Source organism: Arthrobacter sp. I3, from assembly GCF_000520575.1.
In the GTDB taxonomy this organism is placed as follows: Bacteria; Actinomycetota; Actinomycetes; order Actinomycetales; family Micrococcaceae; genus Arthrobacter; species Arthrobacter humicola_A.
In genome coordinates, this window is record NZ_KI914929.1 from 25,704 (window position 1) to 40,852 (window position 15,149).

Consider the following 15,149-nt stretch of genomic DNA (forward strand, 5'->3'; position numbering starts at 1 on the left):
CCCTCGAGGCCGCCCGGCGCCTGCCGATCCGCAGGATGGTGACTTACGACGCCGCCGTGAGCCTCTCCGGGAACCTCACCCAGCGCTGGCGTCCCGAACTGGAAAGGTCCGTGGCTGCCGGCGAACTCGACCACGCCTGGGCGCATTTGGTGCAAGGCCTGGAGACGGCCGGCCCGGTGTCCATGCTGCCCCTGGGCGCACTGCGCATGCTCAGCATCCTCTCGGCCCGGACCAGGCTCGGCGCCGAAATGCGGCAACTGCTGCCCACGGCCGTCGCCGAGATGCGCGCCGTACTGGATGCCGACGCCGAACTCGAGGATTTTGCCGCCATCACCACCCCCACCCTCATGCTCAGCGGCGGCTGGAGCCCCGGCTACTTCGCCGACACGAGCCACCAGCTTGCCGACGCCGTCCCCGCGGTCAGCTTCGCCGTGGTCCCCGGGCAGCTCCACGAAGGCCCCATCCGGCCGGGAAGCCGGCTGGCCCTCCGCACGGCCCGGTTCCTCCACGGCGGACCCGGGGCTGCGACCCCGCCGCCCGTCAGCCTGGCCGGCAGCCTTGCAGCCGCGGGCGTGCCGGCCCGGTGGCGGCGCAGTGGGCCCGGCCGCTGAGGGCTGCGACGCGACCGACCGCTAGAATCGGGGGCGACCCTTTCGAAAGGACCCCCTTGGCCAAGCTCTACTTCCGCTACGGCGCCATGAACTCCGGCAAATCTACGGGGCTTCTGCAGGCGGCCTTCAACTACGAGGAACGCGGCCAGCGGGTCCTGCTGGCCAAGCCGGACGTGGACACCAAGGGCGACTCCGACGTCGTGTCCCGCCTGGGCATGACCCGTTCGGTGGACTTCCTGATCCCCGCCGGCGCGTCGGCCCGCGACCTGTTCACCGCCCAGGCCCACGGCGACGATCCCGACGCCCTCCTGCAGCACGTGGACACCCCGCCGGTGGCCTGCCTGCTGGTGGACGAGGCCCAGTTCCTGGAACCGGAGCAGGTGGACGACCTCTTCCGCATCGCGGTCCTGGACAACGTCCCCGTCCTCGCCTACGGCATCCGCACCGATTTCCGGACCCGCGCGTTCCCAGGTTCCCTGCGCCTGCTGGAGATCGCGCACACCCTCGAAGAGCTCAAGACCATCTGCCGCTGCGGACGGAAGGCCATCTTCAACACACGCCGGATCGGGGACCACGTGGTGTTCGACGGGAACCAGGTTGCGATCGACGGCCAGGACGTCTGGTACGAGTCGCTCTGCGGCGCCTGCTACCTCGAGGTCTCCGGCGGCCGGCTGGGCAACTAGCGCGGGGCGATCATGCAGCGCCGCTGCGACGGGACCACAACTGAACTGCGGTCACAGTGGATTGCGGTCATAGTGGACTGCGCCGTGCTGGACTGGTGCCATAGTGCACCGCGGCTTACTGCACTGGGGCGTGGCCTCGGCTAGGCTCGGAGCATGACCCGCGAGAACATCAGAACCCCCAACGGCGGAACGATCGAGCTTTTGAGCACGGGCGCCGAGCTCGCCTCGGCGGGTTCGGGCATCGTCGTCGTGCCGGCCTCGATGGTGACGGCCGCCGACTACACCCGTTTCGCGCAGAAACTCAGCGCATCACTGGGACGGCCGGTGCACACCTTCAACCGTCGCGGCCGCGGCTCGTCCTCCCCGCAGCCTGAGGATTACACCCTCGACGTGGACATCCACGACCTCGACGCCGTCATGAAGCACACCGCCAGCACGGACGTCTTCGGCCACAGCTTCGGCGGGGCAGTGGCCCTGCACGCGGCCCGCACCCTGCCGGTGGAACGGCTGGCCGTGTACGACCCCGCCGTGTCCGTCAACCACAGCGTCACGGCGGACTGGACGCCCGAATACGAGCGGGCGACCGCAGCCGGCGACGACGACCGCGCCCTCGCCGTCCTGCTCAAGGGCCTGGAGACCGGCAGCGCCCTCTCCCGGATGCCGCTGTCCATGCTGACGCTGGCGAACAAGCTCTCGGCGGGCACCCCGATCGGCAAGCAGCTGCGCGACCTCATGCAGACCGGCGTCCGCGAGATCAAGGCGATCATCGCCGCGGACATGCCGGCCGAACCCTTCCTGGAACTGCCGCTGGAAACGCTGATCATCGTGGGCGAGAAGAGTCCGGCCTATTTCGGGGTGGCCTGCGCCCAGATCCACGATGTCCTCTCCGGCTCCAGCTATACGATCCTGCCGGGCATGGGCCACGACGGTGTCAACAAGGCGCCGGACAAGCTGATCGCCGAGCTGAGCGCGTTTTACGCAGGCTAACCCGCACCACGCAACGCCCTATCAAGCAACGCTGGGTCACTTGGCGCCCATTCCGGAGGTCCGGACCGGCGCTAAGTCACCCCGCGTTGTTTTTTTAATTGCAGCTAGTGGGCGGCCGGGTGTCCCGCGCCTTCGGTTTTGCGCATCATGGTGGACAGCACGACGGCGGCGACGGCTATGACGGCCGCCGTCAGGAATGCGGCATGCATGCCGGCGACCATGCCCGAGGCAACGGCCACGAAGGCGTAGATCGAGACCAGGAGCGCCGTGCCGGCGGCGCCGGCCACCTGCTGCAGCGTGCTCATGATGGCCGAGCCGTGGGAGTACAGGTGCGGCGGCAGCGGGTTCAGCCCGGTCGTGAAGGCGGGGGTGAACAGCAGCGCCAGGCCCAGGCTCAGTGCCACGTGCAGGGCGATGATCCACCCCAGCGGCGACGTGGCGTCCAGCATGGAGAACTGCCAGAGGGACAGCACCATCATGATCGAGCCGGTCACTGTCAGCGGCAGGGGCCCGATCCTGTCGAATACGCGGCCGATGAAGGGCCCCAGCAGGCCCATGGCGAGGCCGCCGGGCAGCAGGACCAGGCCGGTCTCGAGGGAGGTCAGGCCGCGGATTTCCTGCAGGTACAACGGCAGCAGGATCACCGCGCCGAACAGCGCGATCATGGCCACGACCAGCAGCAGCACGGAAACGGTGAACATCCGGAACGTGAAGGCGCGCAGGTCCAGCAGGGGGCCGCCGGTCTTCTGGAGCTTCAACTGGCGCAGGACGAAAGCTGCCATGGCCAGCACACCAACGGCCAGTGCCACCACGGCGGGGGTGCGGGAGCCTGCCTGGCCGCCGCCGATCTGGCTCAGGCCGTACACCAGGCCGCCGAAGGCGGGGACCGTGAGCACCACGGAGAGGGCATCGAGCCGGGTTTTCTCGGTCTCACCGATGTTGGTCAGATACCTGGCCCCGATGGCGAGCGCGGCGAGGGCGATCGGCAGCACGAAGACGAACATGAACCGCCAGGAAAAATGCTGGAGGATCAGGCCGGAAACTGTCGGGCCCAGTGCCGGCGCAACCGAAATGGCGATGCTGACGTTGCCCATAACTGCGCCGCGGCGCTCCAGCGGCACGAGCGTGAGGATGGTAGTCATCAGGAGCGGGAGCATGATGGCGGTGCCGCCGGCCTGGACGATGCGGGCCAGCAGCAGGACTTCGAAGCCCGGCGCGAGGGCGGCCAGCAGGGTGCCGCCGGAAAAGAGTCCCATGGCCAGCATGAACACGGCACGGGTGGTCAGCCGCTGCAGGATGAACCCGGTGGTGGGTATCACGACGGCCATGGTGAGCATGAAACCCGTGGATAGCCACTGCACGGTAGGCGCATCGATGTTCAGGTCCACCATCAGCCGCTGCAGGGCCACGTTCATGATGGTCTCGTTGAGGATCACGACGAAGGTGGCCACCAGCAGCGTGGCGATGATGGCCACGGACTCCCGGGGCATCTTTGCCGGCGCGGTGGGCGCGGTGGATGCCGCGGGCGCGGCCGGCGTGGCCGATCCGGGGATGACGGGGGCAGCGCCCGGTGCGGGATCGCCAGAGGCGTTGGAAGAGACGTCTGTTGACATGGGAATTCCCTCAGGGAGTTTGGTGTGGGTCCGGCGAGCGTCGGCGCTGCTGCAGGTTCCAACAGTCTAGGGCCCGGGGGCATTCCCGTCACCGGAAAAGTAACGCGGGGGGGCAGTTACGGCCCATCGGAGGCCTCACCATAGGCCGTAAGTGAACCCGCGTTGGTTTGTGGTGGCGGGGTTTGTGGTGGTGGGGTGGGATCAGGAATTCAGGGGCGCGTTGTCGATGAGGCGGACGGGGCCGACCTTGGCAGCGATGATCGCCAGCCCCTCGCCGCGGAACGGGGTGTCCCGGCAGTTCTCCGCCAGGGGCTCGAGGGTGCGCGGATCCACCACCTCGAAATAGTCCAGCTCCACGAGCGGCTGGGACCGGACGAGGGCCTGCGCGGATTCGATGTCCAGCGGCTCATGGGCGTTGGCGCGCTCCTCGATGAGCCGCAGCGCGCGGGAGAGCACCAGGGCCGCCTCGCGCTGGTCTTCGGAGAGGAATCGGTTGCGGCTGGACAGCGCCAAGCCGTCGGCCGAGCGCACAATGGGCACCGGCACGATCTCCACGGGAAAATTCAGGTCAGCCACCATGCGCTGGACCAGGGCCAGCTGCTGCGCGTCCTTCTGGCCGAAATAGGCGCGGTACGCGGGCTGGCCGCCCCCGGGCAGGCCGGCCCCAGGAATGCCGTAGTGGAGCAGTTTCGCGACGACGGTCAGCGCGCCGTCGAAGTGCCCCGGCCGGGATGCGCCTTCCCATTTTTCGCCCAGGGGTCCCGCCGTGATCCGCACAAGGGGTGCCCCGCCGGGGTAGACCTCCTCAACACTCGGCGCGAACGCCAGGTCCACCCCTTCGGCGTCGAACAGCGCGAGGTCGGCGTCGAGCGTCCGGGGGTAGCGTTCGAGGTCCGCGGCCTCGCCAAACTGCAGCGGGTTGACGAAGATGGTGGCCGCCACGACGTCGTTCTGGGCGACGGCCGTCCGGGCCAGCTGGGCATGTCCCTCGTGCAGGGCGCCCATGGTGGGCACGAGGCCCTGGGACGTGCCGCCCTTCTGTGCCAGCAGCCGGGCGCTTGCGGCGCGGAGCTGGGCAGCAGTGGTGACGAGTTGGATTGCCATGTCAGGGTCCTTCCGGGGCGGGCGTCCCGTTCTGGCCGGGGCCGCCGAGCGCCTGTTCGATGCCGTCGAGTTGTTCCGGCTTCAGGAGTCCGCGGCTTCCTGCCCGGCGGGCTGTCGCCCGGGCCATGGCCAGGTACGCCTCAAGAATATCGCCGGCCGCGCCGCCGTCGTACTCGCGGAGGGCGCCGGCGTGCGCGGCCACCGTGCCGGTGTCGCCGCGGGCCACGGGCCCGGTCAGGGCCGTTTCACCGGAGGCGAGGGCGTTCTCGAGGGTGGCGCGCAGCAACGGGCCCAGCATCCGGTCCGGGGCGTCGACGCCGACGTCGCGGAGCAGCTGCGAGGCCTGCGCCACGAGCGTGACCAGGTGGTTGGAGCCGTGCGCGAGGGCAGCGTGGTAGAGGACACGGTCGGCCTCGGCGATCGAGACGGGCTCGGCGCCCATTTCGACGACGAGTGCCTGGGCGATCGGCAGCATCGCGGCGTCGGCCGTGACGCCGAAGGTGCAGTCCAGAAGTCGGGTGAGGTCCAGGCTCATGCCCGTGAACGTCATGGCCGGGTGCAGCGCGAGCGGCACGGCCCCGGCGGCGCGGACCGGATGCAGGATCCCTACGCCGAAGCGCCCGGAGGTGTGCGCCACGAGCTGGCCGGGCTGCCAGGCGCCGAGTTTGGCCAGTCCGTTCACCAGCGGGCCCAGGGCATCGTCCGGGACGGCAAGCAGGACCAGTTCGGCCCGCTCCACGATGTCCTGCACGTCCAGGATCGGGACGCCGGGCAGGAGCGTTTCGACGCGTTCTTTGCTGGCGTCCGAAACGGCGGACGCCCCGATGACGGCGTGCTCGGCTCCGCGCAGCGCCGCCCCAAGGACGGCGCCGACCTTCCCTGCGCCAATGATTCCAACGCCGAGGCGTCCTGGTTTAGCCATGATGCGGGCCTTCCTGGGGGTCTTCTGCGGGTGGTGCGGCAGGCTGGGCCGCCGGCTCCAGCCAGTGTTCGCTCTTCTGGTGCTTGCGCGCGGCGCGGGCACGGGCCGACTGGGCATCGAACAGGCCCCGGGCCTCGTCGAGGCCGGTCTGGATGAGCCGCGGGGCCACCGGACCGGCCGTGGTGTGCAGGACCAGGTCCGCCACCCGGAACCGCCGGGCGAGCGGGCCCTGCTGGAGCGCCATGGACTGGGTGCGCTGGTGCGGCACCACCACGAAGTTCCGCCACCAGCGGCCCGACCTCAGGAGCAGGGCGGTCTCCGTTGCCGCGAAGCCGTTGCGCCGCCAGCCCAGCGGCGCCAGGAACCGGGCCCGGCGCGGGCTGGTGACGAAGCCGCAGTCGGGGTCCTTCCCTGCTGCGCTGTCCGGGGTCCCGGCAGGGTCAGCGAGGCCGGTGATCCCCGCGGTGAACAGCCCCACCGGGTCCTGGGTCCCGGGATCCGGGAGCACCAGGGAGAGGATTTCCATGACGTCGCCGAGGTATCCCACCGGAAGCAGCGTGGTCCGGGCCGATCCTTCGCCGGCGCTGCCGGCCAGGCCGTAGCCGGCCACGTTGACCTGGATCCGGTACCAGCCGAACATCCGCCACAGCGGCGGCTGGCTGACCTTCAGCGCCTGGATCCGGCCCGGCGGAACGGTCTGCGCCTGCGTGTCCAGCAGGCCGTAGCGCAGCCGGATGCCGTCCGGGGAAATGGCGGCCGTGAAGTTATAGCCCTTGTTGAACGAGGACCAGTAGGAGGCGATGAGCCCGATCGCGGCAGGGATCAGGAAGACCGTGAAGTTCCGGTTTTCCGTGAGGGCGGAGAGCATCACCGAGGCAATACCGCCAGCCAGGATCACGACACTTTGTTCGCTCAGGAGCAGCGAGCCCACCAGGCGCGGCGGCGGCACGGTGAGCACGGCCTGTTCCGGGGCTTCCACGGCGGCGGCCGCCGGCTCTCCGGACTCCGGGTCTCCCGGCTCCCGCGCCGGCGTCCCGCCCGCGGCACCGGAGGCGCGGGCCAGGATTGTCGCGCGGAGCTGCCGGGCCTCGTCCGCGCGCAGGTACGCCAGGCGCACCGCGGACTGGCCGGCGTCGGCGACTTCGAACCGCAATTCAGCCAGTCCGAAGATCCGTGCAAGCAGGGGTTGCACGACGTCGATCGCCTGCACCCGGTCCAGCCTGGCCTGCCGCTGCTGCTTGAACAGGAAACCGGTGTTGACGCGCACGTAGCCGCCTGCCACCTGGTAGCGGGTGAAGTACCAGCTCAGGACGTAGCCGAGAACGGTCAGCAGAATCAGGGCGCCGCCGCCGAGCAGCAGCCAGGGCGCCCGTCCGGCCAGCCGCTCGTCAAAGAGCGGGCCGCCCTGCAGGAACCGTTCGAAACTGTCGCGCCCAAAAAAGAACAGCAGTGCAGCCAGCGCCACCCAGCCGCGGACAAAGGGTGAGGCGGGGTGCACGCGCAGCCAGCCGGCGTCGGCAGTTCCTTCGACACCGAAGCCGACGGCGGTTGCGTCGGCGGCGCGTCCGGCATCCTCCGGTGTCAGCGCCATCCCGTCACGGCCTTCCCGTCACAGCCCGGCCAGCCGGGCTTCGCCGCGGGCGGACAGTTGTTCGCGGAGCCGGGCGCCTTCGCTCGCGGGCAGCCCGGGAATCTCGGCGCTGGTCGCGGCGGCCGCGGTGTGCAGCTTCAGTGTGCACAGGCCCAGCTGGCGTTCGACCGGGCCCACCGCGATGTCGACGTACTGCATCCGCCCGTATGGAACCACGAGCGTGCGCTGGAAGAAAATGCCGCGCCGGATCAGGAGGTCATCCTCACGCTCGGCGTAGCCGATCGAGCGCACCTGCCGGGGAATCAGCGCGAGCCGCCACAGGGCCAGCAGCAGCGCTACCGCGGGCAGGGCGACGGCCAGCCAGACCGGCAGCCAGGTCCACCCGCCGGTCAGCACCACGATGAGGGGAAGCGACAGCAGTGCCACCGCGATCAGGGTTCCCAGCGCCCACCCCGCGAGGCGCACCGTGACGTACTTCGGGGAGACCCGGAGCCAGTCGATGCCCGGAGGATCAATCGCTTCGGTAGGCATATTCGCCTTCCGCCGACGGCTTGCTGCGCTTTCCCTGCACGCCTGGCCGGGAATCGGCGTCGCCGTCCTCGGGGGGAATCCGGCAGAACCGCTCGACGACGAGCCCGACAATCACCATGATCAGGCCGCCGCCAGCCATGGCCAGGGCCTGCCAGGTGATCTCCTGGTTGCTGCGCAGGTTCCACAGCCTCAGTTGCTCCACCACGATTCCCGCGTGCCAGCCCAGCAGGACCGAGCCGGTGTAGGCGCAGGCCTGCGCGAGGACCAGGGTCCAGGCAGCCAGGATGGGGTTGAGGATTTTCTTCTTCTTGCCGTTGCGCCACCGGAGCACGCGGATGCCCAGCACCAGCGTGAGGGCCACGATCACGCCCATGGTCACCAGGCCCGTCAGCGGCAGCACGGGGGTGGCCAGGCCGTAGCGGCCGGAGAGCATGGTGGCGAACCAGCCGGCCACGGCCAGGACCACGCAAATGGCCAGCAGGAGCAGGGGGCTGGTCAGCTTCACGGCCGCTCCGCCGCACCGGGCACGCCGGTGATCTCCGTGGCAGTGACATCCGTTGCGGCGGAGTTCTGGAAGCCGTCAAAGGTGGCAAGGTCGGCGAAATCGGCGGCTTTCGCCGCGAGGTCGCCCACGCGTTCGCCGTTGAGCTCCGCCGCGGGATCGATCAGCGACCACGGATAGAGCACGAACGCCCGTTCCGCGGCCCGGGGGTGGGGCAGGGTGAGCTCGGGATCGGAGCTGACCACATCCCCGTACGTGATGATGTCCACGTCCAGGGTCCGAGGCCCCCACCGGACCTCGCGCACGCGCAAATGCTTCTGCTCCACGTCGTGGCAGTGCTCGAGCAGTCCGAGCGGCGGCAGCGACGTCTCGACGGCAATCACCATGTTCAGGAAGTCGGGCTGGTCCGGCGGACCTCCCACGGCCTTGGTCTGGACGATCGGCGAGATGGCCAGCAGGCGCACCTCCGGCGGGTCGACGAGGTCTGCAACGGCGGCGGACAGGGTGTCGCTGCGCTCCCCCAGGTTGCTGCCGAGCGCGATCACGGCACGGGTGTAGAGCGGGCTCACGTCCGCCTCCGGTGCACGCTGACGGCGACATCGCCAAAGTCGACTTCGATCGGGGCCTTGGGCTTGTGCACGGTGATGTCCACGGCGGCGACGGCGAATTTCTGCAGGACGTCCTCGGCAATCCGCACCGCGAGGGCCTCGATCAGGTTCAGCGGCTCACCCGTGATCCAGTCCCGGATGCAGTTGGCCACCTCGCCGTAATGCGCGGTGTCCACGACGTCGTCGGAAGCGGCCGCTTTGCTGAAGTCCAGGTGCAGCACCGCGTCGACAACGAAGGGCTGCCCGTCGCGGCGCTCGAAATCGAACACACCGTGATGGCCGACGGCGGTGACGCCGCTCAGCGTGATCTGATCCATGGTGCCGGCCGGATCAGTTGGTGCCGGCGTTGGCGGAACCGGCCGGTGCCGGGGGAACCATGCGGGCGGCGACCTTGACGGCGTCCAGGCTCGCGCCGACGTCGTGCACGCGCACAGCCCAGGCGCCGCGGAAGGCGCTGATGGCGGTCATGGCGGCGGTGGCGGCGTCGCGTTCAATCGGCTGGGCGGCCTTGCCGGCCACGGTCAGGAGACTGCCCAGGAAGCGTTTGCGTGAGCCGGCGACGAGGACCTTGTGGCCCATGGCCTGCAGGACATCCAGGTGCTGCAGGAGCTCCCAGTTCTGGCCCTCGTTCTTGGCGAAGCCCAGTCCCGGGTCCACAATGATCTGTTCCGGCGCGACCCCGGCGGCGTACAGCTTGTCGCGGACGCCGGCGAGCTCCGTCACGACTTCCCCGGCGACGTCACGGTAGTCCGTCAGGGAGTTCATGGTGCTGGCGTCGCCGCGGCGGTGCGTGAGGATGTAGGGGACCTTGGTGCGGGCGGCGAGTTCGGCCATTTCCGGTTCCATGGTCAGGCCCGAGACGTCGTTGATGATCGCGGCGCCGGCCTTCAGGGCCGCGGCAGCCGTCGCGGCGTGGGTGGTGTCGATGCTGACCAGGGCGCCGGCCTTGACCAGAGCCTCGATGACCGGCAGGACGCGGCGCTGTTCCTCGTCAGCGCCGACTGCCGTGGCACCCGGGCGGGTGGATTCGCCACCGACGTCAATGATGTCCGCCCCGGCGTAGAACATCCGCAGCCCGGCCGCGATCGCCGTGTCCGCCGTCGCATAGGCTCCGCCGTCGCTGAAGGAATCAGGGGTGACGTTGAGGATTCCCATCACCAGTGTCCGGTCCGTGGGCAGGTCCTGGAACTTCGCCGCCGGGCGCGGTTTGCGCAGGATGGGCAGGGGCGAAGTGGCGGGGCCGGTGCCCGGGGCTGCAGCTAGGGAGTCCATGGTCTGTGTTCTTACCTTCCGAGTATGAGGCTCATGGCTTCGGCACGGGTGGCCGGGTCATGGAGTTGCCCGCGCACCGCGCTGGTGACGGTCTTGGCGCCGGGCTTGCGGATTCCCCGCATGGACATGCACAGGTGTTCACATTCGACGACGACGATCGCGCCACGCGGATTGAGGTGCGTAACGAGGGCCTCGACGATCTGGGTGGTCAGGCGTTCCTGGACCTGCGGGCGCTTGGCGAACATGTCCACCACGCGCGCCAGCTTGCTCAGGCCCGATGAGGCTCATGGCTTCGGCACGGGTGGCCGGGTCATGGAGTTGCCCGCGCACCGCGCTGGTGACGGTCTTGGCGCCGGGCTTGCGGATTCCCCGCATGGACATGCACAGGTGTTCACATTCGACGACGACGATCGCGCCACGCGGATTGAGGTGCGTAACGAGGGCCTCGACGATCTGGGTGGTCAGGCGTTCCTGGACCTGCGGGCGCTTGGCGAACATGTCCACCACGCGCGCCAGCTTGCTCAGGCCCGTGACCTTGCCGTCGTGGGACGGGATGTAGCCCACATGCGCCACCCCGTGGAACGGCACCAGGTGGTGCTCGCAGGTGGAATAGAACGGAATGTCCTTGACCAGCACGAGTTCCTCGTGCTCGAGGTCGAAGGTGGTGGCCAGGATCTCGGCGGGGTCGTGGTGCAGGCCTGCGAACATTTCCACGTAGGCCTTGGCCACCCGCTTCGGGGTGTCAATGAGGCCGCCGCGGTCCGGGTCCTCACCGATCGCCAGCAGGATTTCCCGTACTGCCGCTTCGATCCTGGGGCGGTCCACTTTGGACTTTGAATGCGGGGCTCCCCCGTCCCCCGCCGAAGCAGCGGCGGGGGCGGGAACGTCGTCGTCGAAGTTAGAAGTCACAGAAGAAGCCTAGCCGGGATGACCATCAGTCCCGATATCTGTTGCACCGCCCTGGAAGGACTCCTGCCCGCCGACGCCCTGGGCATGCGGGGGCTGGGCATCCAAGGGCTCTTCGAGCCGGGCGTGGGTGGCTTCCTCCTGGGCTTCACGCTCCGCCTTTTCGCGGCGTGACTCCACCGGGCCGGCGGTCTGGAGCGTGCGGGTCTCCTTGGAGAGCCAGACGTCGCGGAAGTCGCGCTTGCGGATGTGGGTGAATATTTGCGCGATTTCGGCCTGGTTCAGTGTTTCGCGTTCGAGCAGTTCCAGCGCCAGCTCGTCCAGGACATCCCGGTTCTCGGTCAGGATGGCGTAGGCCTCATCATGGGCGCCGTCGATCAGGCGGCGCACTTCCTCGTCGACGATGTAGGCGATCTGGTCCGAGTAGTTGCGCTCGTGGCCGGCGTCGCGGCCCAGGAACGGCTCGCCGCCGCCCTGGCCGAGGCGCACCGATCCGACCCGTTCGCTCATGCCGAACTCGGTGACCATCTTCCGGGCGATCCCGGTGGCCTTCTCGATGTCATTGGATGCACCCGTGGACGGATCGTGGAAGACGAGTTCCTCGGCGACGCGGCCGCCCATGGCGTAGGCCATCTGGTCGAGCAGCTCGTTGCGGGTGATGGAGTACTTGTCGTTTTCCGGGACCACCATGGTGTAGCCGAGGGCACGGCCGCGGGGCAGGATGGTGATCTTGGTGACCGGGGCGGAGTTCCGCAGGGCAGCCGCGACGAGGGCGTGGCCGCCTTCGTGGTACGCGGTGACTTTGCGTTCGTGTTCCTTCATGACCCGGCTGCGCTTCTGTGGGCCGGCCATGACGCGGTCGATCGCCTCGTCCAGGGCGCGGTCATCGATCAGGTTGGCGTTGGACCGGGCCGTCAGCAGGGCGGCCTCGTTCAAAACGTTGGCCAGGTCCGCGCCCGTGTAGCCGGGGGTCTTCTTGGCAACAGCCTTGAGGTCGACGCCGGCAGCCATCGGCTTGCCCTTGGCGTGCACCTGCAGGATCTGGTCGCGGCCGATCAAATCGGGGGCCTCAACCCCGATCTGCCGGTCAAAGCGGCCCGGACGCAGCAGGGCGGGGTCCAGGACGTCGGGGCGGTTCGTGGCGGCAATCAGGATGACGTTGGTCTTGACGTCGAAGCCGTCCATTTCCACCAGCAGCTGGTTCAGGGTCTGCTCGCGCTCGTCGTTGCCGCCGCCGATTCCGGCGCCGCGGTGCCGGCCGACGGCGTCGATCTCATCGACGAAGATGATCGCCGGCGCGTTGGACTTGGCCTGCTCGAAGAGGTCGCGGACACGGGAGGCGCCCACGCCGACGAACATTTCCACGAAGTCGGAGCCTGAGATGGAGAAGAAGGGTACGCCGGCCTCGCCGGCAACCGCGCGGGCCAGGAGGGTTTTGCCGGTGCCCGGGGGGCCGTAGAGCAGCACGCCCTTGGGGATTTTGGCGCCAACGGCCTGGAACTTGGCCGGTTCCTGCAGGAATTCCTTGATCTCCTCGAGTTCCTCGACGGCCTCATCGGCGCCGGCGACATCGCTGAAGGTCACCTGGGGCATGTCCTTGTTGACGAGCTTGGCCTTGGACTTGCCGAACTGCATCACCTTGGACCCGCCGCCCTGCATCCGGGAGAGCAGGAACCAGAACAGGACGCCGAGCAACAGCACGGGCACCAGCAGGGAGAAGAGCCCGGAGAACCAGTTGTTTTCGATCGGCTGGTCGGTGAAGCCGCCGGACGGTTTGGAGTCCGTGACGGCCTTGACGACGTCCTGGGCGCGGGCGTTGACGAAGTAGAACTGGACGTTCTTGCCCTTGTCCTGCCCGTCGACCTGAAGGTTGTCCTTCAGGACCAGGTCCACCCGGTTCTCGGCGTCAAAAATCTTGGCCTGTTCAACCTTGCCGCCGGCTGTCAGCAGCTCAAGGCCCTTGTCAGTGTCGATCCGGCTGGCGCCGCCCGGCGCCAGCGTGGCAAATGCCAGCAGCAGCATGGCCACCACGACGACAATCCAGATGCCGGGGCCCTTGAAGAAACTCTTAGCTTTCATCTGTTCGGGGCTGGCCCCGTCCCTCCTGGTAGTGCTGCACGGCGACCGGTCTGCGCGCGTGTGGTGCTGCGTCAGCTTCTAGCTATACACCGTCGCACTACCTCACGCACGGCAAAGGGCAAAAGTTCCCTGTGGGCGTAGCGGGGCCGGGCCTCCGGCCGCCCGGGGCCCGGACGGGGTTGCCTTCGCGTGAACGATTTACTCGTAGACGTGCGGAGCCAGGGTGCCGACGAAGTCCAGGTTGCGGTACTTCTCGGCGTAGTCCAGGCCATAGCCCACCACGAACTCGTTGGGGATGTCATAGCCGACGTACTTGACGTCGATCTTGACCTTGGCGGCCGTCGGCTTACGGAAGGCGGTGCAGATTTCCACCGACGCCGTGCCGCGCGATTCCAGGTTCGTCTTGAGCCAGGACAGCGTGAGGCCGGAATCGATGATGTCCTCGACGATCAGGACGTCTTTGCCCATGAGGTCGGTGTCGAGGTCCTTCAGGATGCGGACCACGCCTGAGGACTGCGTGCCCGAGCCGTACGAGGAGACGGCCATCCAGTCCATGGAGACGTGGGTGTGCAGCGCACGGGCCAGGTCTGCCATGACCATGACGGCGCCCTTGAGCACGCCGACGATCAGGAGGTCGCGGCCCTCGTAGTCCTTGTCGATCTGCGCCGCGAGTTCGGTGATCCGTTGCTGGATCTGTTCCTTGGTGTAGAGAACGTGTTTGAGGTCTGCCTGGACGTCGTTTGAATCCACCAATGGCTCCTGTGTAGATGCGGGGTGCGACTAATTTCGGGGCGGCTGTTGAGGCCGGAATACAAGCTTCCCACAGCGGGCGGCTTCGCGGGGAACACCGGCGGCGGACGGCTCCGCCGCAAGGAGCCGCGCGAGCGAGAGCCGGAAGACGCTGACCGCGCCGGGAAGCTCCACCGGGCCGGCCGATCCCTGCCGGCGCAGGAGCGCTTCCGCCGCGAGCAGCCGCTGGTAGCTGGGCTGCTGACCGCCGACGGCGGCGGCGGCCTTGGCGATCACCCGGAACCTCACGGCCGGGGCAAGATCCCTCAGCCCGGCCTCCGGAAGGCTGATCTCCTCCCCTGTCTGCTGGCGCAGCCGCTCGAACGTGTCGTTCGCCACGTCCTCCAGGTAATCGGCGTCGAGCTGCAGGATCGCGGCGGTGCGGGCGAGCGATTCGGCAACGCCGGGGCCAAGCTTGTCCTCCAGCAGGGGCAGCACCTCAACCCGGGTCCGGGAACGCGCGTACACGGGATCGGTGTTGGACGGGTCGTGCCAGGGCTCCAGGTCCTCCACCCGGCAGATCTCCAGGGTGTCCGCGCGCCGCAGGCCCAGGAACGGGCGCAGCAGCCGGCCGCGGGCCGGCCGCATCCCGGCGAGGGACCGGGTGCCCGACCCGCGCGCCAGGCCCAGGAGTACTTGTTCGGCCTGGTCATCGAGGGTGTGGCCGAGCAGGATCGCGGCTGCACCTGCCTCGTCCGCGGCGGCCTCAAGAGCCGCATGGCGGGCGTCCCGGGCGGCGGCCTCGGGACCCGCGCCGCTGGAGGCGACGTCGACAGTCCTGACCGTCACGGGAGAGAGCCCGAGCTCATCGAGGGTCCGGGCCGTGGTGGCCGCGACCGCGGCCGAGCCCGGCTGCAGCTGGTGGTCCACGACGACGGCGCCGACAGAAACAGGATGGCCGTCCACGTGGCCCCGGCGCCCGAAATAGGCGGCGACGGCGGCGAGAGCCAG

General features: G+C 68.8%; 15 protein-coding genes and 2 pseudogenes. 3 read left to right on the forward strand and 14 right to left on the reverse strand.

The window, feature by feature from the left end:
- The 3 genes and pseudogenes from Y706_RS25385 to Y706_RS0113030 all read left to right on the forward strand — a co-directional run.
- A pseudogene (locus Y706_RS25385) lies at nucleotides 1–611 on the forward strand (alpha/beta hydrolase); the annotation flags it as partial.
- Nucleotides 612–667: 56 nt separating this feature from the next.
- The gene (locus Y706_RS0113025) at nucleotides 668–1,294 is read left to right on the forward strand and encodes a thymidine kinase (RefSeq protein ID WP_028276920.1); all 627 of its coding nucleotides are present in this window, start codon (nucleotides 668–670) and stop codon (nucleotides 1,292–1,294) included.
- 153 nt (nucleotides 1,295–1,447) lie between these two features.
- Nucleotides 1,448–2,281 (forward strand): alpha/beta fold hydrolase, encoded by an 834-nt coding sequence (locus Y706_RS0113030; RefSeq protein ID WP_028276921.1) that lies wholly within the window; start codon nucleotides 1,448–1,450, stop codon nucleotides 2,279–2,281.
- Nucleotides 2,282–2,385: 104 nt separating this feature from the next.
- On the opposite strand, the gene Y706_RS0113035 is transcribed toward Y706_RS0113030, so the two are convergent.
- From Y706_RS0113035 to tilS, 14 genes and pseudogenes are all read right to left on the reverse strand, one after another.
- The gene (locus tag Y706_RS0113035) at nucleotides 2,386–3,894 is read right to left on the reverse strand and encodes an MDR family MFS transporter (protein ID WP_028276922.1); all 1,509 of its coding nucleotides are present in this window, start codon (nucleotides 3,892–3,894) and stop codon (nucleotides 2,386–2,388) included.
- A 201-nt stretch (nucleotides 3,895–4,095) separates the two neighbouring features.
- A complete protein-coding gene (gene panC, locus Y706_RS0113040) occupies nucleotides 4,096–4,998 on the reverse strand; it encodes a pantoate--beta-alanine ligase (RefSeq protein ID WP_028276923.1) in 903 nt (300 codons plus the stop codon).
- 1 nt (nucleotide 4,999) lies between these two features.
- The gene (locus Y706_RS0113045; RefSeq protein ID WP_028276924.1) at nucleotides 5,000–5,920 is read right to left on the reverse strand and encodes a Rossmann-like and DUF2520 domain-containing protein; all 921 of its coding nucleotides are present in this window, start codon (nucleotides 5,918–5,920) and stop codon (nucleotides 5,000–5,002) included.
- Entirely contained in the window at nucleotides 5,913–7,511 is a 1,599-nt protein-coding gene (locus Y706_RS0113050; protein ID WP_028276925.1) for a PH domain-containing protein, read from the reverse strand. Before Y706_RS0113050 ends, Y706_RS0113045 begins: the two co-directional genes overlap by 8 nt.
- 18 nt (nucleotides 7,512–7,529) lie before the next feature.
- Nucleotides 7,530–8,042: a PH domain-containing protein gene (locus Y706_RS0113055; protein WP_028276926.1), complete on the reverse strand. Its 513-nt coding sequence runs from the start codon at nucleotides 8,040–8,042 to the stop codon at nucleotides 7,530–7,532.
- Nucleotides 8,023–8,547 carry a DUF3180 domain-containing protein gene (locus Y706_RS0113060; protein ID WP_028276927.1) on the reverse strand — a complete coding sequence of 175 codons (525 nt, stop codon included), beginning with the start codon at nucleotides 8,545–8,547 and terminating at the stop codon, nucleotides 8,023–8,025. Before Y706_RS0113060 ends, Y706_RS0113055 begins: the two co-directional genes overlap by 20 nt.
- Nucleotides 8,544–9,113 carry a 2-amino-4-hydroxy-6-hydroxymethyldihydropteridine diphosphokinase gene (gene folK, locus Y706_RS0113065; protein WP_028276928.1) on the reverse strand — a complete coding sequence of 190 codons (570 nt, stop codon included), beginning with the start codon at nucleotides 9,111–9,113 and terminating at the stop codon, nucleotides 8,544–8,546. The genes Y706_RS0113060 and folK overlap by 4 nt, the downstream gene beginning before the upstream one ends.
- Nucleotides 9,110–9,469: a dihydroneopterin aldolase gene (gene folB / locus Y706_RS0113070; protein WP_028276929.1), complete on the reverse strand. Its 360-nt coding sequence runs from the start codon at nucleotides 9,467–9,469 to the stop codon at nucleotides 9,110–9,112. Before folB ends, folK begins: the two co-directional genes overlap by 4 nt.
- 13 nt (nucleotides 9,470–9,482) lie before the next feature.
- Entirely contained in the window at nucleotides 9,483–10,424 is a 942-nt protein-coding gene (folP, locus tag Y706_RS0113075; protein WP_028276930.1) for a dihydropteroate synthase, read from the reverse strand.
- An 11-nt stretch (nucleotides 10,425–10,435) separates the two neighbouring features.
- Complete coding sequence (locus Y706_RS28220; RefSeq protein WP_084476129.1) at nucleotides 10,436–10,669, reverse strand: GTP cyclohydrolase I; 234 nt, start codon at nucleotides 10,667–10,669, stop codon at nucleotides 10,436–10,438.
- 31 nt (nucleotides 10,670–10,700) lie between these two features.
- Nucleotides 10,701–11,333, reverse strand: a pseudogene (folE, locus tag Y706_RS25395) (GTP cyclohydrolase I FolE); the annotation flags it as partial.
- Nucleotides 11,334–11,342: 9 nt separating this feature from the next.
- Complete coding sequence (gene ftsH / locus Y706_RS0113090; protein WP_028276931.1) at nucleotides 11,343–13,409, reverse strand: ATP-dependent zinc metalloprotease FtsH; 2,067 nt, start codon at nucleotides 13,407–13,409, stop codon at nucleotides 11,343–11,345.
- Nucleotides 13,410–13,607: 198 nt separating this feature from the next.
- On the reverse strand, nucleotides 13,608–14,159 hold the full coding sequence (gene hpt / locus Y706_RS0113095; RefSeq protein WP_018774939.1) for a hypoxanthine phosphoribosyltransferase: 552 nt from the start codon (nucleotides 14,157–14,159) through the stop codon (nucleotides 13,608–13,610).
- A gap of 30 nt (nucleotides 14,160–14,189) precedes the next feature.
- Nucleotides 14,190–15,149: tRNA lysidine(34) synthetase TilS (gene tilS, locus Y706_RS25400; RefSeq protein WP_043436129.1), on the reverse strand; the 960-nt coding region annotated here is incomplete at its 5' end.

Coding starts and splice junctions, on each gene's coding strand:
- Y706_RS0113030 (WP_028276921.1), top strand. CDS start 1,448: ATGACCCGCGAGAACATCAGAACCCCCAACGGCGGAACGATCGAGCTT.
- Y706_RS0113035 (WP_028276922.1), bottom strand. CDS start 3,894: ATGTCAACAGACGTCTCTTCCAACGCCTCTGGCGATCCCGCACCGGGC.
- panC (WP_028276923.1), bottom strand. CDS start 4,998: ATGGCAATCCAACTCGTCACCACTGCTGCCCAGCTCCGCGCCGCAAGC.
- Y706_RS0113045 (WP_028276924.1), bottom strand. CDS start 5,920: ATGGCTAAACCAGGACGCCTCGGCGTTGGAATCATTGGCGCAGGGAAG.
- Y706_RS0113050 (WP_028276925.1), bottom strand. CDS start 7,511: ATGGCGCTGACACCGGAGGATGCCGGACGCGCCGCCGACGCAACCGCC.
- Y706_RS0113055 (WP_028276926.1), bottom strand. CDS start 8,042: ATGCCTACCGAAGCGATTGATCCTCCGGGCATCGACTGGCTCCGGGTC.
- folB (WP_028276929.1), bottom strand. CDS start 9,469: ATGGATCAGATCACGCTGAGCGGCGTCACCGCCGTCGGCCATCACGGT.
- folP (WP_028276930.1), bottom strand. CDS start 10,424: ATGGACTCCCTAGCTGCAGCCCCGGGCACCGGCCCCGCCACTTCGCCC.
- Y706_RS28220 (WP_084476129.1), bottom strand. CDS start 10,669: ATGTTCGCCAAGCGCCCGCAGGTCCAGGAACGCCTGACCACCCAGATC.
- ftsH (WP_028276931.1), bottom strand. CDS start 13,409: ATGAAAGCTAAGAGTTTCTTCAAGGGCCCCGGCATCTGGATTGTCGTC.